Source organism: Streptomyces sp. NPDC093149, from assembly GCF_044754145.1.
Classification (GTDB): domain Bacteria; phylum Actinomycetota; class Actinomycetes; order Streptomycetales; family Streptomycetaceae; genus Streptomyces.
The window spans coordinates 167,112-191,838 of record NZ_JBIVON010000002.1 but is presented as its reverse complement, the minus strand read 5'-3'; the positions used below and the strand labels follow the sequence as shown (position 1 = coordinate 191,838).

The window sequence follows — 24,727 nt, the reverse complement described above, 5'->3', positions numbered from 1 at the left end:
CCCGGCGACGTGCGGTGCGGCCTTCGGTGACATGCGGTGCGGCCTTCGGCGCCGGGTGCGTTGTGCCTGCTGCGGCTGCCGCGCCTGTTGTGCGTGTGGTGCGTGACTTCGCGTCGTGGCCGGAAATGATCACGGGCCCCGACGTGGTGTGAACGAACGGATCACCTGACGCGGTCGGCGATGATCCGGGCGCACTCCATGGACTCGCTCCGCGTCGTGTCCACCTCCAGGTCGTAGGACACTCCCCGGTGGACCACGTCCGCCTGCGACGCCGCCATGCCCGTGACCCGGTCACCGCGCGCCACCTCGCGGGCTGCGGCGACCTCGCTCTCGCACCGTACGCCGACCCACAACACGCCTACGCCGTTCAGCGCCTTCTGCCAACGCCGCTGGGACTCCGCTCCGCCGAGGAAGACCTCGTCGACGATGATCCTGGCTCCGGAACGGGCCATCGTGGCGACCCCCTCGATCCACGCCGTCTCCAACGTACGGAACTCGGGGCCCACGACCACCTCACCGTCCGGTGCGAACTCGATGCCGGCGTCCGATGCCCGCATGGACGCGGGCATCGCGTCGACCAGTGTGTCGACGCCGAAGGCCAGCCAGGGCTCCGGCAGGACCGCCTGCAGACACCGGGCGATCCCGGACTTCCCTGAGCTGGAGCCACCGTTGAGCACGATCATCCGGGTCATCACGGCGCCACTCTATGACCACGTCCGTGAGCTCACCCGACAGATCCATAAGCTCTGGACGTCCCCGCCGGACTCATGAGTCCATAGGAGACCGGTACGGGCCGGATCAGCGTCGTCAGGGGGTCGTCAATGCCGCGCCGCGGAGTGAGAGTTCCAAGTTTTCGGCTGTGTGCGGGGATCGTGCTCGGCCCGGCCGCCGGGCTGGTGACACTGTGGCTGCTGACCCTACTCGGTCATGCCCTCTACACCTGGGAGAGCACACTCGGACTGTTGCTGCTGCTGGGGAGCGGCATTGCCGTCGGTTGCGCCATGGCACTCACGCGACTGGGCACCGGCATCGGGTACTCGTGGGGGCTGCTGGGAGGGATAGCGGCCATGTTCTTCTGCGCCCTGCACATGCAGTACCTCTCGTCCAACGCCCTGCACGACCGGGGCCGGGAGGTGTACGGCGTGATAGAGAAGGAGACCTCCTCGTCCTCCGACCCGGACGGCGTCACGACCTACACCTACGCCGTCTCCTACCCGGGGAACCTGCGTCAGCGCGAGCTGTCCACGGTGAGCACGGAGTTGCGGACCGGAGGTCGGTATCTCATCACCATCGACCCGCAGCGCAAGGTCCACCCGGCCCTCGGTCCCAGACCCGGTACGGACGTCTTCCACCTCGTCTGGGAGATCGTGAGCGGCGTATTCGTCGTACTCTTCTGGACCGCCTCCGTCATGATGCGTTTCCGGCCGGACGAACTCGACGGCTGGTGGGAGGCTTAGGCCGTTTCTTTCGGTCATCCGATCGTTGGCCGGGGTGTGTCGCCGGCGCGGATACGGCCCGGCCTCGGCATGAACCTCGTCCTGCCCACGGCCCCGTGCACCCGCGAGACCGGCGCACCAACGTGATCACAGGCAGCCGAACACCGAGGTCCCCGCCGAAGTCGGGCCAAGTGTCGGGGCGGCCGTTCTCAGCCCGCCTCCCCCGCCCTCAGCTCGGGGAACCCCGTTCGGTGGGCCGCCAATGCCGTTGCCGCGCCGGCGATGAGCAGGGCGAACGCGGTCCACGGCACCGCCCCGATCCCGGCCCGGACGAGGACCTGGCCGCCGAGGACCGCGCCGGTACCGATGCCGATGTTGAAACCGGAGTTGAGCACGGAGTCGGCGACCTCGGGGCTGGCCGGGGCCGCCCGCACCACCGCCGCGTGCAGCAGCGTGGGCAACGCCCCGAAAGCCAGGCCCCACGCGGCGGCGGCCACCAGCACGACCACCGTGGAACGTCCGGCCACCGCGAGAACCAGCACGGCGCCCGCCAGCAGACCGAGCCCGCCCAGCACTGCCGCGCGCGGACGACGGTCCACCAGCGCCGCGGCCGCCCCGACCCCCACCGCGCCCGCCGCGCCGTACGCCAGAAGCGCCCAGCTGATCGCTGACCCACCGAGCCCGGCACGTTCCAACAGCGGTGCGACGTAGGTGTAGACCGCGAACTGGCCCAGCATCACGACCAGCGTCGTACCGGAGACGACCAGAACACCGGGCGTCCGCAGCACCGCGGCCACCCGCGTCCCGCCCCGCGCCCGGTCGCCGGGCCGCGCGGGCAGGAAGCGCGCCACCAGCACGGCGAGCACCAGCGCGAGCACGGCCAGGCCGCCGAAAGCCGTCCGCCAGCCGACTGCCGAACCGACGGCCGTCCCGAGCGGCAGACCGGCCGTCAGCGCGACGGCCTGGCCCGCGAACACGATCGCCACCGCCCGGCCGACCCGCTCGGGGGCGACCAGTCGGGCCGCGTAGGCCGCGGCCGTCGACCAGAACACCCCGGCGATCAGCCCGCCGGCCACCCGCGCCGCCGCGGCGAGCACGAAGCCGCCGGAGACCGCCGTCACCGCGTTGACCACGGCGAATCCGGCCAGGAGAAAGACCATCAGTGGACGCCGGGGAAGGCCTCGGGTGAGCGCCGTCAGCGGTATCGCCCCGAGGGCCATCGCGTAGGCGAACGCCGTGACCAGGAGCCCGGCCACGTCCTCGGACACGCCCAGATCGCGGGCCGTCGAGGGGAGGACCCCGGCCGGCAGCATCTCGGTGGTCAGGGCCAGGAACACCGCCGCCGACAGGCTGAGCAGCCCGCCGACGGGCCAGCCGGGGACGGGGGAGACGGAGGAAGAGGATTGTGCTGTCTTCGACATGTCTGGAACGCTAGAACTCTGACATCGATGTGAAAGTCAATCCCGGCCGTGTGAGGTGGCACACATGAGGATCGGCGAGCTGTCCCGGCGTACCGGGGTGAGCCCGAGGCTGCTGCGCTACTACGAGGAGCAGGGCCTGCTCGACCCCGCCCGGGAGGGCAACGGCTACCGCAGCTACCCGGACAACGCGGTGCGCTGCGTCCAGCAGATCCGCGAGCTGATCGACTCCGGCCTGTCGACGCGCGCCCTGCGTTCGGTCATCCCCTGCCTGCACGGCTCGGTGACCCTCCCGGCCGCCCCGGGGCCGGAACTGACCGCCCTGCTCCGGCGCGAACTGGACCAGCTCAACGAACGCATCGACTGCCTCACCCGCAACCGCGACGCGATCCGCGACTACCTGGAACCCCGCTCCTGAGCGACAGCCGGAAGCGCCTGCGCCCATCGCACAGGCCATGGGAACTGTCGGACGCGCGTCAGAGGCGGTGCGGGCGGGCAGTGCGTCGAGGAGGAGGTCGCTCGGGCTGACCCGCCCGCCCCGGCTCATGCTCGCCGCCGGCGGCTTCGGCGTCCGCGTGCGCTCAGGGTCTGCCACACCTCCTGGCCGGCGCTTCCCACACCACGCCTCCGCACCTCGGGATAGCGTTCACTGTCCATTCATTGCAACGCGCAAGAGAGAAGTCGTTGCATTGCCTCTTGGAACATTGCAATGATTTATCGGCTCTGACCTGCATTCTTGCATTTCATGAGCAACAAACATGTTGCTGGATCAGTGAACGCTACGTAGCGTTTCCACCATCAGAAACAACGAGCCGAAGGAACGCACGATGCAGAAGAAGCAGGCCACCATGCAGAAGTTCGACACCCCCGCCCCGGTCTCGGCCACCCTCGACATCCCCGCGGGACACATCCGGTTCATCGCCGCCGACCGGGCCGACACCACCGTCGAGATCCTCCCCGCGGACGCCTCCAGGAGCCGCGACGTGAAGGCGGCGGAGCAGATCGAGGTCGTGTACGGCGACGGCGTCCTGCGGATCGAGGCCCCGGCGGCGAAGAACCGGATCCTCGGCCCCTCCGGATCCATCGAGGTGACCGTCCAACTGCCCGCCGGCTCCCGGATCGAGGTGAAGGCGGCCGACGCCGAGCTCCGGGGCGTCGGACGGCTCGGCGACGTCGCTTTCGAGGGCGCGCAGGGCTCGGTCAAACTCGACGAGGCCGCGAGCGCCCGCCTGACCCTCCAGGCCGGCGACATCTCGGTCGGCCGCCTGGGCGGCCCCGCACAGATCAGCACCCAGAAGGGCGACCTCCACATCACCGAGGCCGTGCGCGGCACGCTCACGCTGCGCACCGAGCACGGCGACATCTCGATCGGCGCCGCCCAGGGGATCTCCGCCTCCCTGGACGCGGGCACCACCCACGGCCGGATCCACAACGCGCTCAAGAACGCCGACGGCACCACCGGCCTGAACATCCACGCCACCACCGCCTACGGCGACATCACCGCCCGCAGCCTGTAGCCGGAAGCCGCTCCTTCTCCCACTGCCCGTCGTGGGCGAGGCCGTCAGGCCGGGAGCAGCATCCCTCGTGGGCGAGGCCGTCAGGCCGGAAGCAGCATCGCGACCACCACCACGGCAAGCAGCCCGATGTACGCCCAGGCGTAGGTGCGGTCCGGGATCCGCGGCGGGCGCCGTCGCAGCACCGCGATCACCGGCAACGCTCCGAGGAGCAGCGCCGAGGCGGCACGGAGGTCGATGAGACCCACCAGGTGCGTATGCGCGTCCTGGGCGGCGGGAAGCGCGGCGCCGCCCAGGGACCATGCGGTGGCCGGGAGCGCGATGGCGAGGGTGAGGGGGTTGGCCAGCGCGGTCGCCATCTGCATCGTGTGCCCGGCCCGCCGCATCGCGGGGACGGTCATGACGCTGCCTCCCACGCCGAGGAAGGCCGCGACCGCACCGATCGGCGCGCCGAGAACGGCCGACGGCGGACGCGGGGCGTCGGAGGTCGCCTCGACCCGGGTGCGCGGGCGCAGGAAGCCGGGGCGCAGGAGGAGGTCGGCGATGGTGAGAGCGACGTACGCGACGAACGCCCAGCGGACCGGGCCGGCCGGGGCGAGGCGCATGGCAAGTGCGCCGACCGAGGCACCGGCCGCCAGCAGGAGCAGCAGCGTGCCACTGCCGCGGAGCGCGAGGAGGACCCGCCGCGGTGTGACGGCCGTCGCGAAGCCCGCGTTCACCAGCATCACCAGGGCCGAGGTGGCCGTCGCCACCCGCATCGCGTCCGCTCCGAGTGAGGCGTCCGCCCACACCACGACCGGCACCGCGACGAATCCGCCGCCGAATCCGAACAACACCGTCGTCGTCCCGGTGAGGAGTCCGATCCCGATCAATGCCACAACGTCCATGGCTCCCACTCCACCAGCTCGGGCGGAGTTCCCGCATGCGATGGTCGGCACCATTCCTTCGCGTCTCGGCCAGTAGGGTGGCTGGGGTGAAGAACGTCTCCCTGGACGGCGTCGACCACGTCGACCGGGCCGTCCTGCCGATCGGCACCGACTACCCGCCCGGCCATGTACTGGACTGGCACGAACACCGGCGCGCGCAGTTCCTCTACGGCGCCACCGGGGTCATGGTCGTCGACACCGCCGACGGCAGCTGGACCGTTCCGCCCGAGCGCGCCGTACTGATTCCGGCCGCCACCCGGCACCGGGTCCGCATGCTGGGGGTGAGCACCCGGAGCCTGTACATCGAGCCGGATGCCGTCCCGTGGTGGCCCGGCACCTGCACGGTCGTGGACGTGTCGCCGCTGCTGCGCGAACTGCTGCTGGCAGCGGTCGAGTTCGAGGCCGATTACAGCCTTTCCGGGCGGGAGGGAAGCATCGCCGCACTCCTTCTGCACGAGATCGCCGAGCTCTCCCCGCTCCCGTTCCACGTCGGGATCCCCGCCTCCGCCGATCTTGCGAGGCTCTGCCGGGAGTACCTGGCCGCGCCTGACGCCGGCGTCACCAACGCCGCATGGGCCGCCAGGACGGCCATGAGCGAACGGGCCTTCACCCGGCGTTTCCGTTTCGAGGTCGGTGACAGCCCCGCCGTCTGGCGGGCGCGCGCCCGCCTGCTCGCGGCCGTGCCGCTGCTGCGCACCGCCTCGGTCAGCGAGGTCGGGGGTCGTCTCGGCTACGCCTCCCCCGCCGCGTTCACCGCCGCGTTCACGCGCACCTTCGGCATGCCCCCGTCCCGCTTCGCCGCCGGGGCCTCTCGTCCGGATCACGCCGGGCGTCGCGGGCCGGTGAACCCCTCCGGTCACAGCACCGGCCACCGGAGCGGCGCTCCTGGCCGCGCCGGGGCGGGAGGCAGGGGACGCCGGCAGTGACCCGGACGCGATGAGCTACGGCACGTCCCCCAGCCAGTCCCACCTGTCCGGTGTGCCGGGCCTGGGCCCGTACTCGGCGTGGCCACCCGGACCGTAGGCGCCGATCTCCGTGGTCAGCATGGCTCCGGTCGCACGTTCCTCGGCTGTCCACCCGGTCACGTCCAGCAGCAGCCCGTCGAGGGGGCCGCCGACCAGTTCCACGTACTCGTGGCCGGGCTGCGGCCCGGGATCGGGGTCGTCGTGGTCGGCGCCATAGACCCGGCGCCGCATCAGCTCGTCCATGCGGGCAGGATCGCATCGACCACTGACATCGATGCTCGCACGCGGGTTCCGGTGGTCGTGGCCCTGCCCCCGACCGGCATCACCGGGCCACTTCTACGCGGGGTGTGTGGTGCTGCTCGCCTGGTTCGGGATCGTGGCCGGGCTCGGTCCGCTGTACTGGCCCGGACTGTGCGTGGTCGCCGGGCAGTTGGGATGGCAGGTATGGCGGGCCGACCCCGCGGATGCCGGAGCCTGCGGGCGGGCGTTCGCCACCAATCCTGCGTGCGGACTGCTCATCCTCGCGGCCGTGCTCGCCGGGCGGGTCGGTACTCTCGGCTGAAGGAGACGGATCCTGGAGGTGCTGGTGGGACTGCGGGAACGGATCGCGGCGGAACTCACGGCGACCATGCACGGCGGGGATCTCAAGCTGGAGCGGTACGCGGGGCCGCCCGGTGATCCCGGGCTGTTCGGGATCGCTCCGGGGGATCCGGTGTGGCGGGTGCACGGGCAGGCCACCGGGATGCTCACCGGCGGGTTCGCCGCGCTCATGCTCCAGTCGCTGCATCCGCTGGCCATGGCGGGGGTCGACCAGCACTCCGACTTCCGCGCCGATCCGGTCGGGCGGCTGAACGGAACCGTACGGTTCATCACCACGACCACCTTCGGCTCCTCGGCCGCCGCCCGCGAGGTAATCGACCTCGTCCGGCGGATCCACACCCGGGTGCACGGCACCGCCCCCGACGGCCGGCCGTACCGCGCGGACGACCCCGACCTGCTCACCTGGGTGCACACCGCCGAGGTGCGCAGCTTCCTCGCCGGCCACCAGACCTACGCACCCCGGCCGCTCCGGCTGACCCCCGCCGAGTGCGACGCCTACTACCGCCAAGTCGCCCCCATGGCCGAGGCGTTGGGCGCACGGAACGTGCCGCGCACGTCCCTCGAAACCGAGCGGTACCTGGCTCGCATCCGCCCCCGACTCCACGCCACTCCCGCCGCGTTGGACTCGGTACTGTTCCTCCGCCGCTTCGGACGCACACGACGGGAGCGGCTGGTCGTCAGCCTGCTCACGAACGCCTCGGTCGGACTCCTCCCCGACTGGGCCCGCACCGAACTCGGCATCCACCGCCCGGCCCCCGTCCGCACCGGCTGGGACCGCCCCCTGGCGACAGCCGTCGGACGCACTCTCGAGTGGGGGCTCGGGCCCTCCCGGATCCAGGCCGCCGCACGGGGGCGGCTGGCGGGGGCGCGGCAGGGATGACGCCGAGATCTTCGAGGCGTCCGGCAGCAGCATGCTTCGGCGGAGGGGAACCGGCGGCTCACCGGGTTTCATGACCGGGCGCGGTCAGGCTTCCGCCCCGCCCCCCGGGCCCTGCCGCCGGACTCCCGCCTGCGGCGCGGCGCCAAGTGCTGTGACCCGCATGGCCGTCGGCAGAACCGATTCAGCAGTTCCCGTCCGGGTGAAGAAATCCCCTATCCGTCGGTAACCGCAGGTCAGAGCCACAGACTTGGGCGGTTCCGAATTCTTCTTCCCCCGCACAAGGAGTGCCTTTCATGCGTCTTCGTTCCACCGTGGCTGCCGCCTTCGGAGCGCTCGCGCTCGCCGTCGCCGTGCCGGCCTCCGCCGACGCGGCCTCCGGAGGCTTCAGCTACACGTACAGCGGCCTCGACGGCGCCCCGCAGATCGGCCTCCTGTTCAACCCGCCGAGCGGGGCCTGCGTCACCCTGCCCGAGGTCGCCGACCCCGCTTCGTCGAGCCCCGCCCACACGCCGTGGAACCACACCGACGCGACCGCCACCGTCTTCACCGGTGTCGACTGCGAGGGCGACTACTTCACCCTCCGGCCGAACGGCGGCCACGCCTCCAGCCGGCTGAAGCTGCGGTCCGTCGTCTTCAGCTGATCCGTCATCACTGATCCCCGTCCGGCCGCGCCCCGGTACGAGCCGCACCTCTCTCGTACCGGGGCGCGGCCGTTACGGGGGCCGGGAGTCACTGCGGACGGGCGCGGGTGGTCGTTGCGGGTGAGGGCCGCCACGGCGAAAGGCAGCGGCGGGCGGACGTCAGGCCAGGATCGGGACGAGTCCCAGGCCGAAGACGACGTAGAAGAGTGCCGCCACGGCCAGTCGCCCGGGGGTGAGCTTGTGGGCACGCATCGTCACCAGGAGGTAGACGATCGCGGCCATGGTGATCAGTCCGGCCCAGAGCAGGGCGCCGTCGAACTTCCAGCTGGTGAACAGCAGTCCCAGGCCGCTGGGGACGGTCGCCTGGATCATCATGGCGCCCGAGATGTTCGCCAGGGCGAGTTTGGTCTTGCCCTGACGGACCCAGATGATCGCGTTCATGATCTCGGGCAGCTCCGTCGCGATCGGCGAAAGGAGCAGCGCGGTGACCGCGGCCGAGAGGCCGAGCATCGGGCCGATCGCGTCGAGCTGCTTCACGAACAGCTGGGACGCGAAGAAGATGACGACCAGCGTGGCCAGGGTCTGGACCACGACGGCCCAGGTGGCCGGGGAGGCCGCCTTGGGCTGCAGCTTCAGCGGCTCCAGTTCCTCGTCCTCCTCGCCGTCGTCGCCGCTGCGGATCTCGCGCCAGAAGTAGACGGCGTAGGCGCCGAAGAACAGCAGGCCGAGGGTGGGCTTGAAGGCGAAGGCGACCAGGCCGAGGGCGACCTTGACGATGAAGATCGGCAGGAACCACTTCTGGTCCTTGGCCAGCCGCTTCATGTCCTTCTCATCGCCCAGCGCCTCGACCCCGTCGGGGCCGTCGGCCGGCCCGCCGGTGGTGGCCAGGACCAGGCTGCGCTCCTTGCGGCGCTTGAGAAGCAGCATCCCGCCGGTCACGCCGTAGGCGACCGTGGCCAGCGCCAGCGGACCGCCCATCGCCGCGCCGACGCCGATGTTCCTGGCCTCCTCGGTGGCGCCCGTGGTGACCGCGACCAGCGTCACCACCGACTCGGGCAGTGCCGTGCCGAACGCGGCCAGGATCGTGCCGACCGCCATCTTCCCGACATTGAGGCGCTCACCCAGCCACTCGACCGCGTTGACGAACCACTCGCACGCGAGATAGATCGCCACCGCGCACACGATGAGCAAAACGAAATGGATCACACTGACCGCCCGGCTTTCCCGCGCCGCGGGTTCCTGGGCGATACGCGGCAGGAGTCCCGGCGTACGACCTCGGCCCCGCGACGTACGTACATCGTCGACAAAGAGCCGAAGGTCTCGCCCACCCGGCAGATTCCGCACGGGCCCGGCCACCGGGAGCCGCAGGGGCTCCAGCATGTCGACGACCGGTTTGCGGGGCTACTCCCCTTCGCAGCCGCCCACTGTACACAGAACCGGCATACCCCGGAACCGGCCTGCTCCGCCGATGGCCCTCCGGGCGGCCCCGGCGTCGCACCGCGCCTCCGGTGCCGCCCGCTCCTCAGCCGGTGATCAGGGTCTGCAGCGCGGGCGCGTACAGGTCCGCGATGTGTTCGGGGCCTGCCTCCGCGCCGGCACCGTCGCGGTGGAGGCTGAGGGTGGCGCCGAGACCGAGGAGGTGGCCGGCGATCAGTTCGGCACGCAGAGCGGGTTCGGGGCCGGGGAGGCGGGCGGCCAGGGGGTCGGTGACCTGTTCGTGGAAGCGGTCGCGCAGCAGGGAGCGTTCGTCGCGGTTGCCGAGCGAGAAGACGACCCGCAGCAAGGGATCGGACTGCAGTTCCCGGCGTCGTCTCACCAGCGTCACGACCATGTGGCGGCCCAGCGTGCCGAGCGGTGCGTCGAAGAGTTCCGCGGCCGCGGGGCCGAAGTCGGCGACGGTGTTGAAGAGTTCTTCCTTGCGGCCGAAGTGCTTGACGACCAGCGACGGGCTCACCCCCGCGTCGGCCGCTATGGCCCTGATGGTCACCTCGGCGTACGGACGCTGCGTGAACGCGCGGCGGGCGGCGCGCAGGATCGCGTCCCGGCCCGTGCCCGCCGCGTCCACGGCACCCGGCGCCGGTACGGTGGCCTGCCCGCTGGTCATGTGCCCTCCCGGATCGACATCGTCCGCACACCGTCCGCCCCGTCGCGGGCGGCCTCGCGGCTCCCTTCGACCGTACCCGTCGCGGACCTGCGGCCGCCGGGCAGGAACAGCGTGACCAGCAGCGCCGCGAGCGCCGCGCCCGCCGCGATCAGGAAGACCACCTGGTAGGCGTGGAGCGTCGGAGCCGTCCGGCCACCCGCCAGGAACGTGAGGTTCGCGAGCACCGCGGCCACCGTCGCGCTGCAGAACGCCTGCCCCACCGACCTCATCAGGGTGTTGAGACCGTTGGCCGCGCCCGTCTCGCTGACCGGGACGCCGCGCATCACCAGCGCGGGCAGCGCCGAGTACGCGATGGCCGTGCCCGAAGCGACGACCGTCGCACCGGCGATGATCAGCCAGAGGCTGTGGCTGGTGAAGTACCGCACCACGTATCCGGCCGCGATCACCCCCGCAGCCAACGCCAGGCTGACCTTCGGACCGTACTTCGCGGAGATCCGCGCCGAGACCGGTGAGAGCGCCACCATCATCACGCCGCCCGGCAGCAGACACAGCCCGCTGACGACGAGCGAGGCGCCCAGCCCGTATCCCGTCGCCTTCGGCTCCTGCACCATCTGCGCGGTGACCAGGGAGTTGGCGTAGAAGGCGAAGCCGATCAGCAGGGCCGCGACATTGGTCAGCAGGACGGCCGGGCGGGCCGAGACGCGCAGGTCGACCATGGGCGTCGCGACGCGGAGCTCGTACGCGCCCCAGACCGGCGCCAGCACCACGGCCGCGACGAGCAGCAAGACCGTACGGGCCGACGTCCAGCCCCAGTCCGCGCCCTGGGTGACCGCCAGCAGCAGACAGACCAGGGTCCCGGACAGGCCCAGCGCGCCGACGGCGTCGAAACGGCCGCGGGTGCGGATCGGGGACTCCGGTACGCACCACAGCACCAGCAGGACGTCGATGACGCCGATCGCTCCCGAGACCCAGAACATCGTGTGCCAGTCGAAGTTCTCGACGACGAGTGCGGCGAGGGGAAGTCCGATCGCCGCGCCGATGCCGAGCGTCGAACTCATCAGCGCCACGGCGGACAGCACACGCTCGGGCGGGAGTTCGTCACGCAGGATGCTGATGCCCAGCGGTGCCACGGCGAGCGCCGCGCCCTGCAGGGCGCGGCCGGCGATCAGCACCCCGATGTGGGAACTGACCGCGCACAGCACCGACCCCAGCACCAGCACCATGAGCGAGGCGACGAGCACCCGGCGCTTGCCGTACATGTCGCCGACACGGCCCAGGACGGGCGTGAAGACGGCACCGGTGAGCAGGGTGACGGTGACCAGCCAGCTGGCCGCGGCCGGGGAGGCGCCGGTGAGGGCCGGGATGTGCGGAAGCAGCGGTACGACGATCGTCTGCATGACCGCGACCACGACGCCGCAAAAGGCCAGCACGCCGACGGCGAAACGGGGATGCGGGGCCTGTTCACCAGTGGTGGCGGCGGCGGTCGGGGCGGGTATGTCCGCGGGCATGGCTCTCCGTACGGTGCTCGTCGGCCAGGGCATCGCGCAGGGGGTGCACGAGCGTTCACCCCCTCAGGGTAAACGCCCGTGCACCCCCTCGGCGACAGGAAGTACGGACGCCGCGTTAGCCTCGAAGACCCGGGCTCCGGGCCCGGACGACACGGACGAGAAGGCGAAGGTGGCTGCGATGGCGAAGGTTCCTGCAGCGGCGGTGGCGGCGAGCGGGCTGGTCGGCGGGTACGCCGTCGCCCGGTGGACGAAGAAGCGGCCGCTGGGCGGGGTCGCCCTCGCCGCCGCGGGCAGCGTCGCCGCGTACGAGTGGAACCGGCAGGCGGGACCGCGTGCGGCCGTCGGGCTGACCGCCGCGTATGTCGCCGCGTTCGCCGGTTCGCACCCGCTGGCCAAGAAGGTCGGCGCCTGGCCCGCCGTCTTCGCCGTGGCGGGCGGCGTGGCCGCCGCGTCGTGGGCGGTCACACACCGGGCCGCCTGACTCAGAGCCCGGCGCCCGTCCCCGCGCACCGGACCCGGGGCGCGCCGGGCCCCGGCTCCCGCGGGACCGGACGCCCCGGACTCCGCGCGCCCCGCGTCCTACGCCCCCAGCGCCCGCGACACCGTGTAGATCAGCAGCCCCGCCAGCGCACCCACCACCGTGCCGTTGATCCGGATGAACTGCAGGTCGCGGCCGATGTGCGCCTCGATCTTCTTCGACGTCTGGTCCGCGTCCCAGCTCGCGACCGTGTCGCTGATCAGCGAGGTGATCTCCGCGCGGTACGTCGTCACGACATAGACCGCCGCGTCCTCCAGCCAGCCCTCCAGCTTGGCCTGCATCCGCCCGTCCGTCGCCAGCCGCGCACCGAACGACAGCAGCGAGGCGCGCGCCCGCAGCCGCAGCTCGCTCTGCTCGTCGTCCGCCGCCGCGATGACCATCGTGCGTACGGACGACCAGGCCGACGCGATGACCTCCTGCACCTCACCGCGCCCCAGGATCTCCGACTTCAGCCGCTCCACCCGCGCCCGGGTGTCCGTGTCCGTCTGGAGGTCGGCGGCGAAGTCCGTCAGGAAGGTGTCGATCGAGGCGCGCGCCGGGTGCCCCGGCATGTCCCGCATCTCCGTGATGAAGCGCAGCAGTTCCTTGTAGACCCGCTCCCCCACCCGCTTGTCGACGAACCGCGGCGTCCAGCCCGGCGCCCCGCCCTGCACCGCGTCCATCACCGAATCGCCGTGCAGCACCAGCCAGTCGTGGGCACGCACACAGATCAGGTCCACCATCCTGCGGTGCCCGCCGTCGGCGACGATCTTCTCCAGCATCTTGCCGAGACCGGGGGCGATCTCCGCCGCGTTGGCCCGCCGGGTGATCGCCTCGCCCACCACGGCCTGCACATCGGAGTCCCGCAGCACCGTCAGCGCACCGCGCAGCGCGGTCGACAGCTCGGCGGTGACCCGGTCGGCGTGCTGCGGCTCGGCCAGCCAGGCCCCGAGCCGGCCGCCGATACCGAGGGAATGTATACGGCTGCGCACGACATCACCGGAAAGGAAATTCTCCCCGACGAAGGAACCCAGAGAGGCCCCCAGCTGGTCCTTCTTGGTGGGGATGATGGCGGTGTGCGGGATCGGCAGGCCGAGCGGACGCTTGAACAGCGCCGTGACGGCGAACCAGTCGGCCAGCGCACCCACCATCCCCGCCTCGGCTGCCGCGGCGACGAAGCCCGGCCAGCCGCCCACGCCCGCGTTCTTCGCCCAGGTGGCGAGGACGTACACCAGCGCGACCAGCAGAAGGAGGCCTGTCGCCGTGGTCTTCATCCGGCGTACACCGCGCCGCTTCTCCTCGTCTGCGGCGGTGTACGCGAACGAGGCAAGGGGGGCCGGACGGCCGCCGGGCCCGGAACGGGCCGCGCCCACCGCCCGCTCGTGGGCACGCTCCGCCTGCCCCGCACCCTGTTCCCCGGGTCCGGTCCGATCGATCCGTTCCATCCGCTCCACCCGTCCGCGTACGTATCGCCCCCGGTGTCCCGTACGCATTGTCCTTACCTGACCTACTCCCGGGCCGCACGTCGAGTTCCCGGAGCCCTGCCCCATCATGGGATCAGCCCGACCATCACGAGGAGACACACCGCCCATGCCCAGGCGTCAGGGGTACGCCCTGCTCATCGCCCTCGTGGCGGGCACCGCCGCACTCGCCGCCGGGGTGGCGTTCGCCGGCCCGCTGCTGTTCTCCGGTTCCGGCACCGGCCGCAAGCAGACCGCCGCACCCGATCCGCGGTCCGTGGCCCGTACGCCCGCCGCGCCCGCCCACTCCACCGGCCTCTGGCTCAGCACCTGGACGGCGGCACCCACCACCGGCGTGATCGACACGTACCACGGCGACCCGGCCCGGCGCACCATCCGTAACGTCGTGCACACCAGCATCGGGGGCGACGCGGCCCGCATCACCCTCTCCAACCTCTTCGGTACGCGCCCGCTGGTGATAACCCACGCCACGGTGAACACCCGCCCCGTGACCTTCCGCGGCGCGTCCACCGTGACCGTCGCCGCGGGCGGCCGGGTCGTCAGCGACCCGGTCGTCGTCCCGGTCGCCGCCGACGCGGATCTCGTCGTCGCCCTGCGCACTCCCACCGCCGAAGGTCCCGTCACGATCCACCCGGGCACCCACCAGACGTCGTACGTGGAGGACGAGCGGGGCACCTGGCGCACCACCGACTGGCGCTACCTCACCGCCGTCGACGTGCACAACGAGACCGCCGCCGGAACGATCGCGGTGATCGGCGACTCGCTCACGGCGGGCACCGGCTCCACCCTCGACGCCAACAGCCGCTGGCCCGACGTCCTGGCCGACCGGCTGCACGACCGGTACGCGGTGGCCAACGCCGGCATCGCGGGCAACCGCATCCTGCGCGACGGACGCGGCGTGCGGGCGAGTGCCCGCTTCGACCGCGACGTACTGGACGTCGCCGGGGTGAGGACCGTCGTCATCGCGCTGGGCATCAACGATGTGCAGCAGTCTCCGCAGGAGACCGACCCGCGACGCATCGCGGACGCCCTGCGGTCCCTGACCCGGCGCGCCCACGCACACGGACTGCGGGTCGTCGGGGCGACACTGATGCCGTACGAGGGGTTCCGCACCTGGACGCCCGCCCAGAACGCCGTCCGGGAACAGGTCAACGACCTCATCCGGGCGGGCGGGGTCTTCGACTCGGTCATCGATTTCGACAAGGCGGCCCGCGACCCGTACCACCCCTCCCGGCTCCTGCCGTCCTACGACTCCGGCGACCACCTCCACCTGAACGACACGGGCTACCGGCAGCTGGGTTCAGTGGTGGACCTGGCCGCCCTGCGGCACGGACAGCCCGTCTCCGACCAGCTCTGAGAGAAGGGCGGGGCCGCCGCGGCGGAGGGCCGTTCGAGCCGGGCGGGAAACAGAACGGCCTTCGGGCTCAGCCCTCGAACCGGCCCGAGGCCCCCTCGCCCTTCTCCGAACCGCCGCGCCGCCGGTCCAACTCCCGGGCCCGTTCGGCCTCCTTCAACCGCTGCTTCTCCGCCTTGCTCCGCTTGCGCTCCACACCGACGCCGCCCATCAGCGCGAACCCCGTGATCCGCACCCGCGGGGAATCCGGCGACAGAACCCCCTCGTCCTTCGAGTGCTCCCCGAAGCCGCCCATGATGCCGATGCCCCTGACGTCGGCATTCAGCTCCGGCGGCACCACCACATGAATGCCACCCATGATCGTGATGCAGCGGATCACCACCTCACGGTCCTCGAAGCTGGCCTCACGCAGATCGATCTCACCGCCGCCCCACATCGCGAACGCGGTGAACTTCCGGCCCACCGTCCAGTTCCCCCGCCGGCCGAACCCGCCCCAGAACGCGAAGGCCCCGCTCGACGTAGCGGGCTTGCCGACCCGGTCCGCCCAGCGCGCCCCCGACCCCGTCGCCGCGCGTACCGGAGCCTGACCCAACGAGGCCACCTCCGCCCCCGGCGCCGGAAGATCACGCACGAGCGGCTCCAACTCCCCGTGCGTACGCGCCTTGTAGGCCGATTCGAGCCGCTGCTCGAACTCCTCCATCTCCAGCCGGCCCTCGGCCACCGCCTCGCGCAGGGTCTCGGCGACACGCTCACGCTCGGTATCGGAGGCACGCATTTCCGGAAGGTCACTTGTCATACCGCGCAGCCTATTGAACGCGTACGCTCCCGTCACCGACCCGCAGGCCGCCGGACGACGCGTACATCTTCGCGATCACGGCCTCGATGTCGGGCTCGCGTACCGACAGGTCGACCAGAGGATAGTCCGCGGCGATCCGGGCGACCAGCGGCGCGGCCGACTCCGAGGCCGGAAAGGCCAGCCACTGGCGCGGCCCCTCCACCTTCACCGTGCGGACCGAAGGCGACGAGTCCAGCCGGATCGGAGGGATTTCACGCTCCAGGTCGACCACCAGGGTCCGCTCGCTCTCACCCACCTCGTGCAGCCCGGCGAGCGCGCCGTCATACATCAGCCTGCCGTGGTCGATCACCATCACGCGCTTGCAGAGCTGCTCGATGTCCGTCAGGTCGTGCGTGGTGAGCAGCACCGTCGTTCCGCGTTCGGCATTCAAGTCCCGCAGGAACTGACGGACTTTGACCTTGGACACGACGTCCAGGCCGATCGTCGGCTCGTCCAGGTACAGCACCTCCGGATCGTGCAGCAGCGCCGCCGCGATGTCCCCGCGCATCCGCTGCCCCAGCGACAGCTGCCGTACGGGTACGTCCAACAGCTCGCCCAGGTCCAGGAGTTCGACGCAGCGGTCCAGATTCTCGCGGAAGCGGGCGTCGGGGATCCGGTACATCCGGTGCATCAGCCGGTAGGAGTCGCGCAGCGGCAGGTCCCACCAGAGCGTGGTGCGCTGGCCGAACACCACCCCGATCCGGTGCGCCAGCCTCGTACGCTCCCTGGACGGGTCGATGCCCGCCACCCGCAGCCGGCCGCCGCTCGGTGTGAGGATGCCGGTCAGCATCTTGATCGTGGTCGACTTCCCGGCGCCGTTCGGCCCGATGTAGCCGACCATCTCACCGCGCGTGACACGGAAGCTGATGGAGTCGACCGCGCGCACCTGGTGACGTTCGCCGCGCATGAAGCCGGTCCTGCGGCGCACGTCGAAGACCTTCTCGACGTCGTCGAGCTCGATGAAACCGGCGCCGTCGCCGGCGCGTGCGGTGTCGGTGGTGTCGGTGGTGTCGATACCGCTGACAGCGGTGTCGGTGTCGGGTCCCGCGTCCATGCCCCTCATCCCTGACCTCATCCCTGACCTCGTCCCTGCCCTGTCCCGCCCTGTCCTGCCCGGTGTTCCGTCAACTTCCCGTGCTGCGGTAGGCGCGCAGACCCGTGCGCCAGGCCAGACCCGCGAGCAGCCCGCACAGGCCCGCCACCACCGGGGGCAGGAACGCCACCCAGTCCGGCAGATCAAGCGGATAGTCCCGGCCCAGCACGTAGAGCGCGGGCAGCCAGTTCACGAAGGCCAGCGGCACCACGAACGTCACCCCGCGCACCAGATCCTTCGCGAAGATCGACGGCGGGTACTGGAGCAACGTGTTCCCTCCGTACGTGAAGGAGTTCTGCACCTGGGAGGCGTCCTGCGCGACGAACTGGAACGCCGCCCCGGCCACGAACACCGCGGCGTAGATCGCCGCCCCGCTCAGCAGCATCAGCGGGATCATCACCACCCTCAGCGGCGTCCAGTCGACGTCCAGCGCCACCAGCGCGTACCCGAGAACCAACGCCCCCTGAGTGATCCGCCCCAGCCTGCGCAACGCGAACCGGTCCGCCGCGACCTGGGCGAGCACCGGCACCGGCCGCACCAGCAGCGTGTCCAGCGTGCCGTCGCGCACCCGCCGTCCCAGCCGGTCCATCGAGCCCATCACCAGATCGGCGAGCCCGAACGCGGTGCCCGAGGCCCCGTACAGCAGCGCGACCTCGGGCAGCGAGTAACCGCCCAGCGCGTCCACGTGCGAGAACATCAGCAGGATCGTGACGAAGTCGAAGGCGGTCGCCGCGAAGTTCCCGAACGCCGTCATCGCGAACGAGGCGCGGTACGCCATCGTCGAGCGCAGCCACATCGCCGCGATCAGCCCGTAAGCCCGGACCCCCTCGACGAGCCTCGACCGCTCGACGAACACCACCTCGGGCAGGTCCGCCGTCCCGGCCCCGGCCGCCTCCACCGCACCGGCCGTCTCAGCCACCCTGGACCACCACCCTCCTCGTCGCCACCGACTGCACCAACCGGCCCACCAGCAGCAGCGTCACCGCCCAGCCGCCCTGGAAGGCGTACGCCTCCACCAGACCCCACCCCGTGTGCTTGCCGAGCAGCACATCGGCAGGGACCTGGAGCAGCGACGACCACGGCATCGCCCGTGCCACCTCGCCCAGCGCGCCGGGGAACAGCGTCAGCGGCAGCAGCATCCCGGAGAAGAACATCCCGGCCAGGGCCGTCATCTGCGACACCCCCGCACCGTCCAGCAGCCAGAACGCGGAGAGCGCCACGAGATAGCGGATCGCGAAACTGACCAGGACACCGAGGGTCACCGAGACGAGAAAGGCCAGCCAGGCCCACGGCGAGGCGGGCAGCGCCAGATCGAAGGCGAGCGAGCCCACCAGCATCGGCACGATGCCGCGGCCCAGCAGATGGAATGCGGCCCGGCCCACATCGCCTGCCATCCACCAGAGTTGGAGATCCACCGGGCGGTAGAGATCGACCGCGACATCGCCGGTACGGATCCGCTCGATCAGCTCGTCCTCGAAACCGCCGCCCAGCATGGAGCAGGTCATCAGCAGAGCCTGCCCCAGCCAGACATAGGTGAGCGCCTCGGACATGTCGTAACCGCCGAGCTGCGGACGCTGGTCCCACAGCGCCACATAGGTGTACGCCAGGATGAAACCGAAGACGGTGTTGGTGAAGACTCCCGCCGCCGTCGCCGTTCGATAGGTGGCATGGCGCCGGAACCCGCCCGCCGCCACCACCGCGTACAGCCGCACCGCATCCACCCCCGTCGCTCGTCGCTCGGGCGCCCAACGGCGTTGGACACCAAAGCGCAAGACCTTAGACCAGTGGAGGCAGCCGCCGCGACCGCTTTTCGGGGGCGATCCGAGGCTTATTCCACGGAAAGGGGCACTATGAGAAAACTGACCGCGGCCGAGGAGTCTGCACGGACATGAGCGACGAGCCACAGCAGCCGAGCGGGGAGAACGAACCCCGGCCCTGGGCCCCCAGGGATCCGTCCGCCCACGACGACAACAGCGCTCACGCCGGCCACGACAGCCACAGCAGTCACAGCGGCCACAGCGGCCACGGCGGAGAACAAGGCGACGGGCACGACAAGGCGAAGGAGCCCGAGCGCCCCGGGCGCACCGGCTGGCGCCGCGCCCTCCCCACCTGGCGAATGGTCGTCGGCGCCGCCCTCGTCGTCGTCGCCCTCCTGATCGGCGGCTTCATCGCCGGATACGAACTCGTCGGCATCCCGCCCGCCAACGCCAGCGCCACCGCGCAGTCCAACGTCTACCTCTACAAGGACGGCAGCGTCATCGCCCGCTCCGGCGAGGTCAACCGGGAGAACGTCGAACTCGCCCAGGTCCCACTCACCGTCCAGCACGCGGTCCTCGCCGCCGAGGACCGCGACTTCTACTCCGAACGGGCCGTCGACCTCATGGCCATGGCCCGCGCCGCCTGGAACACCTTCACCGGCAAGGGCACGCAGGGCGGGTCGACCATCACCCAGCAGTACGTCAAGAACTACTACCTCGGCCAGGAACAGACCGTCACCCGCAAGATGAAAGAGTTCTTCATCGCGGTCAAACTCAACCGCGAGGAGTCCAAGAGCCAGATCTTCGAGGGCTACCTCAACACCAGCTACTTCGGCCGCAACGCCTACGGCATCCAGGCCGCCGCCCAGGCCTACTACAGCAAGGACATCGGCTCGATCACCACCGCCGAGGGCGCCTACCTCGCCTCTCTCCTCAATGCCCCCAGCGCGTACGACGTCGTCGTCCACCCCGAGAACAAGGCCGCGGCCCTCGCGCGCTGGAACTACGTACTCGACGGCATGGTCAAGGAGAAATGGCTCGGCGCCGGCGAACGCGCCGCCATGAGGTTCCCCGTGCCGGGCAAGGTCAAGCCACCCACCGGACTCTCCGGACAGCGCGGCTACGTCGTCCAGGCCGTCGACGACTACCTCACCAGCAACAAGATCATCGAAGAGAACACCCTGGCCACCGGCGGCTACCGGATCACCACCACCCTGGAGAGGAAGAAGCAGAACGCGCTCGTCAAAGCCGTCGACGACAACGTGATGTCCCGGACGAGCACCGACCGCGAGGCCGACCGCAACGTCCGCGTCGGCGGCGCCTCCATCGACACCGGCACCGGCCGGGTCGTCGCCATGTACGGCGGTATCGACTACACCAAGCAGTACGTGAACAACGCGACCCGCCGCGACTACCAGGTCGGCTCCACCTTCAAGCCGTTCGTCTTCACCTCCGCCGTCGCCAACGGCTCCACCACCCAGGACGGGCGGCGCATCACTCCCAACACCGTCTACGACGGCATGAACAGGCGCATGGTCGAGGGCCCCGACGGACCCACCGGATACTCCCCCGCCAACGAGGACGACATCGACTACGGCCCCATCACCGTCCGCAGAGCCACCGACAAGTCCGTCAACGCCGTCTACGCCCAGATGGCCGAGGACGTCGGCCCCGGAAAGGTCGAGCAGACCGCCATCGGCCTCGGCATCCCCGAGAACACCCCCGACCTCACCCCGTACCCGTCCATCGCGCTCGGCGTCGCCACCGCGAGCGTCCTCGACATGGCCGAGGCGTACACCACCCTCGCCGACCACGGCAGGCACCGCGCGTACGTCCTCGTCGACAGGGTCAGCAAGGGCGGCACGGACCTGGAGCTCCCCGGCAGGAACACCGGGCAGGCCGTCAGCCGGGAGGCGGCCGACACCACCACCGCGATCCTTCAGAGCGTCGTCGAGAGCGGCTCCGGCGCCGCCGCCCAAGCAGCCGGCCGCCCCGCCGCGGGCAAGACCGGCACCGCCGAGGACGACAAGGCGGCCTGGTTCGCCGGATACACCCCCGACCTCACCACCGTCATCGCCGTCATGGGCCAGGACCCCGAGACCGGCGTGCAGAAATCGCTCTACGGAGCACTCGGACTGGCCCGCGTCAATGGCGGTGACACACCCGCCCGGACCTGGGCCCAGTACACCGAGGCCGCACTCCGCGGCACCATGGTCCAGGACTTCGACCTCAACCTCGAAAGCGGCGCCGAGGAAACCGTCCCGCCCACCGAACAGAGCAGCAGCCCCGGCAGCACCGTGACACCAACCGGGCCTCCCGTCGGCACTCCGCCCGGCAGCACCGGAAGCACCTCACCCAGCGGCCCGCCCGGACCCGGAACCGGCGGACCCGCCATCGGCGGCACGGAGACCGGCGGCCCGACCGGCGGCGGCGCGGAGAACGGCGGCGCGGTGAACGGCGACGGGAACATCGGCGGTCCGGACGGCCCCGGCACCGGGAACGGCCACGACTGGCTCCCGGGCGCCCCGGGCACCCCCGCCCCCTCGACACCCATGGCACCGTCGCCACCCCCGGCACCCGTAGCACCCCCGGCACCCGTAGCACCCCCGGCGCCCGTGGCACCGCCGACACCCCCGGCACCCGTGGCACCGCGTCAGTGACCCGAGGTCGCCTTCAGCCCCACGACAGCCACCAGCAACAAACAGACGAAGAAGATCCGGGCGGCAGTCGCCGGCTCACCCAGCACCACCATGCCGAGGATCGCCGCACCGGCCGCACCGATACCGACCCACACGCCGTACGCCGTACCGATCGGGAGCGTCCTCGCCGCATGGGACAGCATCACCATGCTCGCCACGATCCCGAGCCCCGTGAACACACTCGGCCACAGCCGGGTGAAACCCTCCGTGTACTTCATCCCGATCGACCAGGCCACTTCCAGCAGACCGGCGACAACCAACAGAACCCACGCCACGACGGCACCTCCGACAAGACAGAACGCGAACAACACAGGTGCGTCGTCTTTGCGAAGCCCGGTACGGCGCGTCTCGTCGGGATGGCTCCACCGTAGCAAAGAACAAGCAAAAGACCTGGTGACACCGGTCACCAGGTCACTCGCGACAGCCACGACCTACAGATACAACCCGGTGGAATCCACCGACCCCTCGAACCGGTCCGCCGCCACCGCGTGCAGATCCCGCTCACGCATCAGCACATACGCCACACCGCGCACCTCGACCTCCGCACGGTCCTCGGGGTCGTACAGCACCCGGTCACCCGGCTCCACCGTCCGCACGTTCTGACCCACCGCGACCACGACAGCCCAGGCCAGCCGACGGCCGACCGCAGCCGTCGCCGGAATCAGGATGCCGCCGCCCGAACGCCGCTCGCCCTCCGGCGTATCGGACCGGACCAGCACACGGTCGTGCAACATGCGGATGGGCAGCTTGTCGTCGGTGTTCTCGCTCACGCCCCGCAACCTACCTGCCCGCCGCGACTCCGCACGCCCCCGGGGTACGCGGATCGCGGCATCAGTTCTTCCTGCGCCGCTTCGACGCCACGACCAGACCCACGACACCCACCGCGAGCAACGCCGCCGGGATCACCCGCTCCAGACGCGGAGCCCCGTCCTCGGACACGAACTGCGCCTTCACATCCGAAACCGTCCGGTTCACCGCGACGAAAGCCCGCCCCGCCGTCCGGTCCACGGCCTCGGCGGCCTTGGCCTTCGCATCACCCATGATCGTCTTCGGGTGCACCCGCACCCCGATCTCATCGAGCACCACCGCAAGCTGCTCACGCCTGCTGATGATGTCCGCCTCGATCTGCGCAGGGGTCCTCGCATCCGACACCGCGCCGCCTCCGTGGTCCTCGTCCGGTAAACCTTCATCGACAGTCTGTCAGCTCGACCGCCCACGCACCCGGCGGCACCCCCTATTACGCTCGGTCCCGTACACCCCACGCGCCACCTGAGGAGAACCATGAGCGAGCGACTCCAGCCCGGCGACACCGCCCCCGCCTTCACCCTCCCCGACGCCGACGGCAACGAGATCTCGCTCGCCGACCACAAGGGCCGCAAGGTCATCGTGTACTTCTACCCGGCCGCCCTCACCCCCGGCTGCACCAAGCAGGCCTGCGATTTCACCGACAACCTGGAGCTGCTCGCCGGCGCCGGATACGACGTCATCGGCGTCTCCCCCGACAAGCCCGAGAAGCTCGCGAAGTTCCGCGAGAAGGAGAACCTCAAGGTCACCCTGGTCGGCGACCCCTCCAAGGAGACCCTTGAGGCATACGGCGCCTTCGGCGAGAAGAAGCTCTACGGCAAAACGGTGACGGGCGTCATCCGCTCCACGATCGTCGTGGACGGGGAGGGCAAGGTCGAGCGAGCCCTCTACAACGTCAAGGCCACCGGCCACGTGGCCAAGATCATCAAGGACCTCGGCATCTGACCCGCCCCGCCGGGAACGGCTCCCGCGACCGCCGGACCCCCTGGCTGCCGCAGAGAACCGAGAAGCCCCTCGGACGGCCCCGCCGCATCACGGCGGCGGGGATCGATGTCAGTCACTTCCCCGGCATGAATCGTCCGCAACCGGGTCTGCTGTTCACCATCGAGGAACTTCGGACGGCTGTCGCCTCCGCCGAGACTGTTCGGGCAGTGGCACGGAGCCTGGGAGTGCGTGACGACCGCCGGTCGCGCTCCGCGCCGGCGAGCATGCTGCACAGGAAGGGGATCGACACTTCCCACTTCCGCAACGCACGCCTCGCGATCCCGGAGAAGACCCTGCGGGAAGCCGTTCCGCCGCAAGAGAAAGGGCGGCTCCAACACCTCCGTACAGCGACCTCTCCGTGCCGCGAATGCCCCTGGCCCGCTACCATGGGTCGGGATATGCGGCCGTAGCCAAACTGGTATCGGCGGGTGTTTTAGGGGCATCTGGGAGAAATCCTGTGTGGGTTCGAATCCCACCGGCCGCACTGACCGTGACTCCGAAGGCTCGGCTCGCAGTGACTGCGGGCCGAGCATTCGGCGTTCCAGGGGTCACCCCACCAACTCCCGCACCACCGGCACCAGCGCCCGGAACGCCTTGCCGCGGTGGCTGATCGCGTTCTTCTCCGCCGGGGTCAGCTCGGCGCAGGTGCGCATCTCGCCCTCCGGCTGGAGGATCGGGTCGTAGCCGAAGCCGTTCGTGCCGGACGGGGTGTGGCGCAGGGTGCCCAGGAGGCGGCCCTCGACCACGCGTTCCGTGCCGTCGGGGAGGGCGAGGGCCGCCGCGCAGGCGAAATGGGCGCTGCGGTGCGGGTTGTCGATGTCGGAGAGCTGGGCCAGGAGCAGGTCCAGGTTGGCCCGGTCGTCGCCGTGGGTGCCGGCCCAGCGGGCGGAGAAGATGCCGGGGGCGCCGCCGAGTACGTCCACGCAGAGGCCGGAGTCGTCGGCGATGGCGGGGTGGCCGGTGGCCTCGGCGAGGGCGTGGGCCTTGAGGAGAGCGTTCTCGGCGAAGGTGACGCCGGTCTCCTTGACGTCGGGGATGTCCGGGTACGCGCCCGCGCCGACGAGTTCGTGGTCGAGGCCTGCGTCGGCGAGGATCGCGTGGAGTTCGGTGATCTTCCCGGTGTTGCGGGTGGCGAGGATGAGGCGGGTCATGTCACCCAGTATCGGTGGTGGCCAGGGGGTGCAGAGCCGTCGCCGTTGTCCGGGCTGTCA

The 24,727-nt window shown here is 70.8% G+C and carries 27 protein-coding genes, 1 tRNA gene and 1 riboswitch; of the genes, 12 read left to right on the top strand and 16 right to left on the bottom strand.

The features are described 5' to 3' along the window. Nucleotides 1-161: 161 nt before the first annotated feature. Nucleotides 162-683, bottom strand: a complete 522-nt coding sequence (cpt, locus tag ACIQCZ_RS07415; RefSeq protein ID WP_402281250.1) for a chloramphenicol phosphotransferase CPT — start codon at nucleotides 681-683, stop codon at nucleotides 162-164. A gap of 189 nt (nucleotides 684-872) precedes the next feature. On the opposite strand from cpt, the gene ACIQCZ_RS07410 reads away from it, so the two are divergent. After that, entirely contained in the window at nucleotides 873-1,457 is a 585-nt protein-coding gene (locus ACIQCZ_RS07410) for a hypothetical protein (protein ID WP_402280459.1), read from the top strand. A 188-nt stretch (nucleotides 1,458-1,645) separates the two neighbouring features. Here the strand turns inward: ACIQCZ_RS07410 and ACIQCZ_RS07405 are convergent, their stop codons facing one another. Beyond that, entirely contained in the window at nucleotides 1,646-2,857 is a 1,212-nt protein-coding gene (locus tag ACIQCZ_RS07405; protein WP_402280458.1) for an MFS transporter, read from the bottom strand. Nucleotides 2,858-2,921: 64 nt separating this feature from the next. On the opposite strand from ACIQCZ_RS07405, the gene ACIQCZ_RS07400 reads away from it, so the two are divergent. After that, entirely contained in the window at nucleotides 2,922-3,272 is a 351-nt protein-coding gene (locus ACIQCZ_RS07400; protein WP_402280457.1) for a MerR family transcriptional regulator, read from the top strand. Between the two features lie 430 nt (nucleotides 3,273-3,702). Then, complete coding sequence (locus ACIQCZ_RS07395) at nucleotides 3,703-4,371, top strand: DUF4097 family beta strand repeat-containing protein (protein WP_402281249.1); 669 nt, start codon at nucleotides 3,703-3,705, stop codon at nucleotides 4,369-4,371. 80 nt (nucleotides 4,372-4,451) lie between these two features. Here the strand turns inward: ACIQCZ_RS07395 and ACIQCZ_RS07390 are convergent, their stop codons facing one another. Then, nucleotides 4,452-5,255 carry a sulfite exporter TauE/SafE family protein gene (locus tag ACIQCZ_RS07390; RefSeq protein WP_402280455.1) on the bottom strand — a complete coding sequence of 268 codons (804 nt, stop codon included), beginning with the start codon at nucleotides 5,253-5,255 and terminating at the stop codon, nucleotides 4,452-4,454. A gap of 86 nt (nucleotides 5,256-5,341) precedes the next feature. Here ACIQCZ_RS07390 and ACIQCZ_RS07385 point away from each other — a divergent pair, with 86 nt between their 5' ends. Continuing rightward, the gene (locus ACIQCZ_RS07385) at nucleotides 5,342-6,220 is read left to right on the top strand and encodes an AraC family transcriptional regulator (RefSeq protein WP_402280454.1); all 879 of its coding nucleotides are present in this window, start codon (nucleotides 5,342-5,344) and stop codon (nucleotides 6,218-6,220) included. Nucleotides 6,221-6,235: 15 nt separating this feature from the next. On the opposite strand, the gene ACIQCZ_RS07380 is transcribed toward ACIQCZ_RS07385, so the two are convergent. Then, complete coding sequence (locus ACIQCZ_RS07380) at nucleotides 6,236-6,502, bottom strand: hypothetical protein (protein WP_376270424.1); 267 nt, start codon at nucleotides 6,500-6,502, stop codon at nucleotides 6,236-6,238. Nucleotides 6,503-6,608: 106 nt separating this feature from the next. On the opposite strand from ACIQCZ_RS07380, the gene ACIQCZ_RS07375 reads away from it, so the two are divergent. The 3 genes from ACIQCZ_RS07375 (at nucleotide 6,609) to ACIQCZ_RS07365 (ending at nucleotide 8,380) form a co-directional block, all read left to right on the top strand. After that, nucleotides 6,609-6,821 (top strand): hypothetical protein, encoded by a 213-nt coding sequence (locus tag ACIQCZ_RS07375; RefSeq protein ID WP_402280452.1) that lies wholly within the window; start codon nucleotides 6,609-6,611, stop codon nucleotides 6,819-6,821. Between the two features lie 18 nt (nucleotides 6,822-6,839). Continuing rightward, nucleotides 6,840-7,739: an oxygenase MpaB family protein gene (locus ACIQCZ_RS07370; protein ID WP_402280451.1), complete on the top strand. Its 900-nt coding sequence runs from the start codon at nucleotides 6,840-6,842 to the stop codon at nucleotides 7,737-7,739. Between the two features lie 293 nt (nucleotides 7,740-8,032). Beyond that, on the top strand, nucleotides 8,033-8,380 hold the full coding sequence (locus ACIQCZ_RS07365; RefSeq protein ID WP_402280449.1) for a hypothetical protein: 348 nt from the start codon (nucleotides 8,033-8,035) through the stop codon (nucleotides 8,378-8,380). Between the two features lie 159 nt (nucleotides 8,381-8,539). Here the strand turns inward: ACIQCZ_RS07365 and ACIQCZ_RS07360 are convergent, their stop codons facing one another. The 3 genes from ACIQCZ_RS07360 to ACIQCZ_RS07350 all read right to left on the bottom strand — a co-directional run bounded on the left by ACIQCZ_RS07360 (nucleotide 8,540) and on the right by ACIQCZ_RS07350 (nucleotide 11,992). After that, nucleotides 8,540-9,586 carry a sodium:calcium antiporter gene (locus ACIQCZ_RS07360; RefSeq protein ID WP_402280448.1) on the bottom strand — a complete coding sequence of 349 codons (1,047 nt, stop codon included), beginning with the start codon at nucleotides 9,584-9,586 and terminating at the stop codon, nucleotides 8,540-8,542. A 316-nt stretch (nucleotides 9,587-9,902) separates the two neighbouring features. Then, nucleotides 9,903-10,484: a TetR family transcriptional regulator gene (locus tag ACIQCZ_RS07355; protein WP_376270437.1), complete on the bottom strand. Its 582-nt coding sequence runs from the start codon at nucleotides 10,482-10,484 to the stop codon at nucleotides 9,903-9,905. Continuing rightward, entirely contained in the window at nucleotides 10,481-11,992 is a 1,512-nt protein-coding gene (locus ACIQCZ_RS07350; protein ID WP_402280447.1) for an MFS transporter, read from the bottom strand. Before ACIQCZ_RS07350 ends, ACIQCZ_RS07355 begins: the two co-directional genes overlap by 4 nt. A gap of 178 nt (nucleotides 11,993-12,170) precedes the next feature. Here ACIQCZ_RS07350 and ACIQCZ_RS07345 point away from each other — a divergent pair, with 178 nt between their 5' ends. Continuing rightward, nucleotides 12,171-12,473, top strand: coding sequence for a hypothetical protein (locus ACIQCZ_RS07345; protein WP_402280446.1), 303 nt, complete (start codon nucleotides 12,171-12,173; stop codon nucleotides 12,471-12,473). Nucleotides 12,474-12,571: 98 nt separating this feature from the next. On the opposite strand, the gene ACIQCZ_RS07340 is transcribed toward ACIQCZ_RS07345, so the two are convergent. Beyond that, nucleotides 12,572-13,954 (bottom strand): DUF445 domain-containing protein, encoded by a 1,383-nt coding sequence (locus tag ACIQCZ_RS07340; RefSeq protein ID WP_402280445.1) that lies wholly within the window; start codon nucleotides 13,952-13,954, stop codon nucleotides 12,572-12,574. A 145-nt stretch (nucleotides 13,955-14,099) separates the two neighbouring features. Here ACIQCZ_RS07340 and ACIQCZ_RS07335 point away from each other — a divergent pair, with 145 nt between their 5' ends. After that, nucleotides 14,100-15,347, top strand: coding sequence for an SGNH/GDSL hydrolase family protein (locus tag ACIQCZ_RS07335; protein WP_402280444.1), 1,248 nt, complete (start codon nucleotides 14,100-14,102; stop codon nucleotides 15,345-15,347). Nucleotides 15,348-15,414: 67 nt separating this feature from the next. Here the strand turns inward: ACIQCZ_RS07335 and ACIQCZ_RS07330 are convergent, their stop codons facing one another. From ACIQCZ_RS07330 to ACIQCZ_RS07315, 4 genes are all read right to left on the bottom strand, one after another. Further along, entirely contained in the window at nucleotides 15,415-16,119 is a 705-nt protein-coding gene (locus tag ACIQCZ_RS07330) for a DUF1707 domain-containing protein (protein ID WP_402280443.1), read from the bottom strand. Between the two features lie 31 nt (nucleotides 16,120-16,150). Next, nucleotides 16,151-17,233 (bottom strand): ATP-binding cassette domain-containing protein, encoded by a 1,083-nt coding sequence (locus tag ACIQCZ_RS07325; RefSeq protein WP_402280442.1) that lies wholly within the window; start codon nucleotides 17,231-17,233, stop codon nucleotides 16,151-16,153. Nucleotides 17,234-17,303: 70 nt separating this feature from the next. Continuing rightward, a complete protein-coding gene (locus tag ACIQCZ_RS07320) occupies nucleotides 17,304-18,170 on the bottom strand; it encodes an ABC transporter permease (RefSeq protein WP_402281247.1) in 867 nt (288 codons plus the stop codon). A gap of 13 nt (nucleotides 18,171-18,183) precedes the next feature. Then, nucleotides 18,184-18,984: an ABC transporter permease gene (locus ACIQCZ_RS07315; RefSeq protein WP_402281246.1), complete on the bottom strand. Its 801-nt coding sequence runs from the start codon at nucleotides 18,982-18,984 to the stop codon at nucleotides 18,184-18,186. A 176-nt stretch (nucleotides 18,985-19,160) separates the two neighbouring features. Between ACIQCZ_RS07315 and ACIQCZ_RS07310 the strand changes: the two genes are divergently transcribed. Then, a complete protein-coding gene (locus tag ACIQCZ_RS07310) occupies nucleotides 19,161-21,689 on the top strand; it encodes a transglycosylase domain-containing protein (RefSeq protein ID WP_402280441.1) in 2,529 nt (842 codons plus the stop codon). On the opposite strand, the gene ACIQCZ_RS07305 is transcribed toward ACIQCZ_RS07310, so the two are convergent. From ACIQCZ_RS07305 to ACIQCZ_RS07295, 3 genes are all read right to left on the bottom strand, one after another. Beyond that, complete coding sequence (locus ACIQCZ_RS07305; RefSeq protein WP_351073407.1) at nucleotides 21,683-22,003, bottom strand: multidrug efflux SMR transporter; 321 nt, start codon at nucleotides 22,001-22,003, stop codon at nucleotides 21,683-21,685. The two genes, ACIQCZ_RS07310 and ACIQCZ_RS07305, sit on opposite strands and share 7 nt — an antisense overlap. A 37-nt stretch (nucleotides 22,004-22,040) precedes the next feature. Continuing rightward, a riboswitch (guanidine-III (ykkC-III) riboswitch) is annotated at nucleotides 22,041-22,105 on the bottom strand. Between the two features lie 54 nt (nucleotides 22,106-22,159). Next, nucleotides 22,160-22,498, bottom strand: coding sequence for a co-chaperone GroES (locus ACIQCZ_RS07300; RefSeq protein WP_030923137.1), 339 nt, complete (start codon nucleotides 22,496-22,498; stop codon nucleotides 22,160-22,162). A gap of 61 nt (nucleotides 22,499-22,559) precedes the next feature. Then, on the bottom strand, nucleotides 22,560-22,880 hold the full coding sequence (locus ACIQCZ_RS07295) for a DUF3618 domain-containing protein (RefSeq protein WP_376208068.1): 321 nt from the start codon (nucleotides 22,878-22,880) through the stop codon (nucleotides 22,560-22,562). 129 nt (nucleotides 22,881-23,009) lie between these two features. Between ACIQCZ_RS07295 and bcp the strand changes: the two genes are divergently transcribed. Beyond that, nucleotides 23,010-23,477: a thioredoxin-dependent thiol peroxidase gene (gene bcp, locus ACIQCZ_RS07290; RefSeq protein WP_402280438.1), complete on the top strand. Its 468-nt coding sequence runs from the start codon at nucleotides 23,010-23,012 to the stop codon at nucleotides 23,475-23,477. Between the two features lie 439 nt (nucleotides 23,478-23,916). After that, nucleotides 23,917-24,000, top strand: a tRNA-Leu gene (locus ACIQCZ_RS07285). Between the two features lie 64 nt (nucleotides 24,001-24,064). Here the strand turns inward: ACIQCZ_RS07285 and rdgB are convergent. Further along, the gene (gene rdgB, locus ACIQCZ_RS07280) at nucleotides 24,065-24,667 is read right to left on the bottom strand and encodes an RdgB/HAM1 family non-canonical purine NTP pyrophosphatase (RefSeq protein ID WP_402280436.1); all 603 of its coding nucleotides are present in this window, start codon (nucleotides 24,665-24,667) and stop codon (nucleotides 24,065-24,067) included. Nucleotides 24,668-24,727 lie beyond the last annotated feature (60 nt).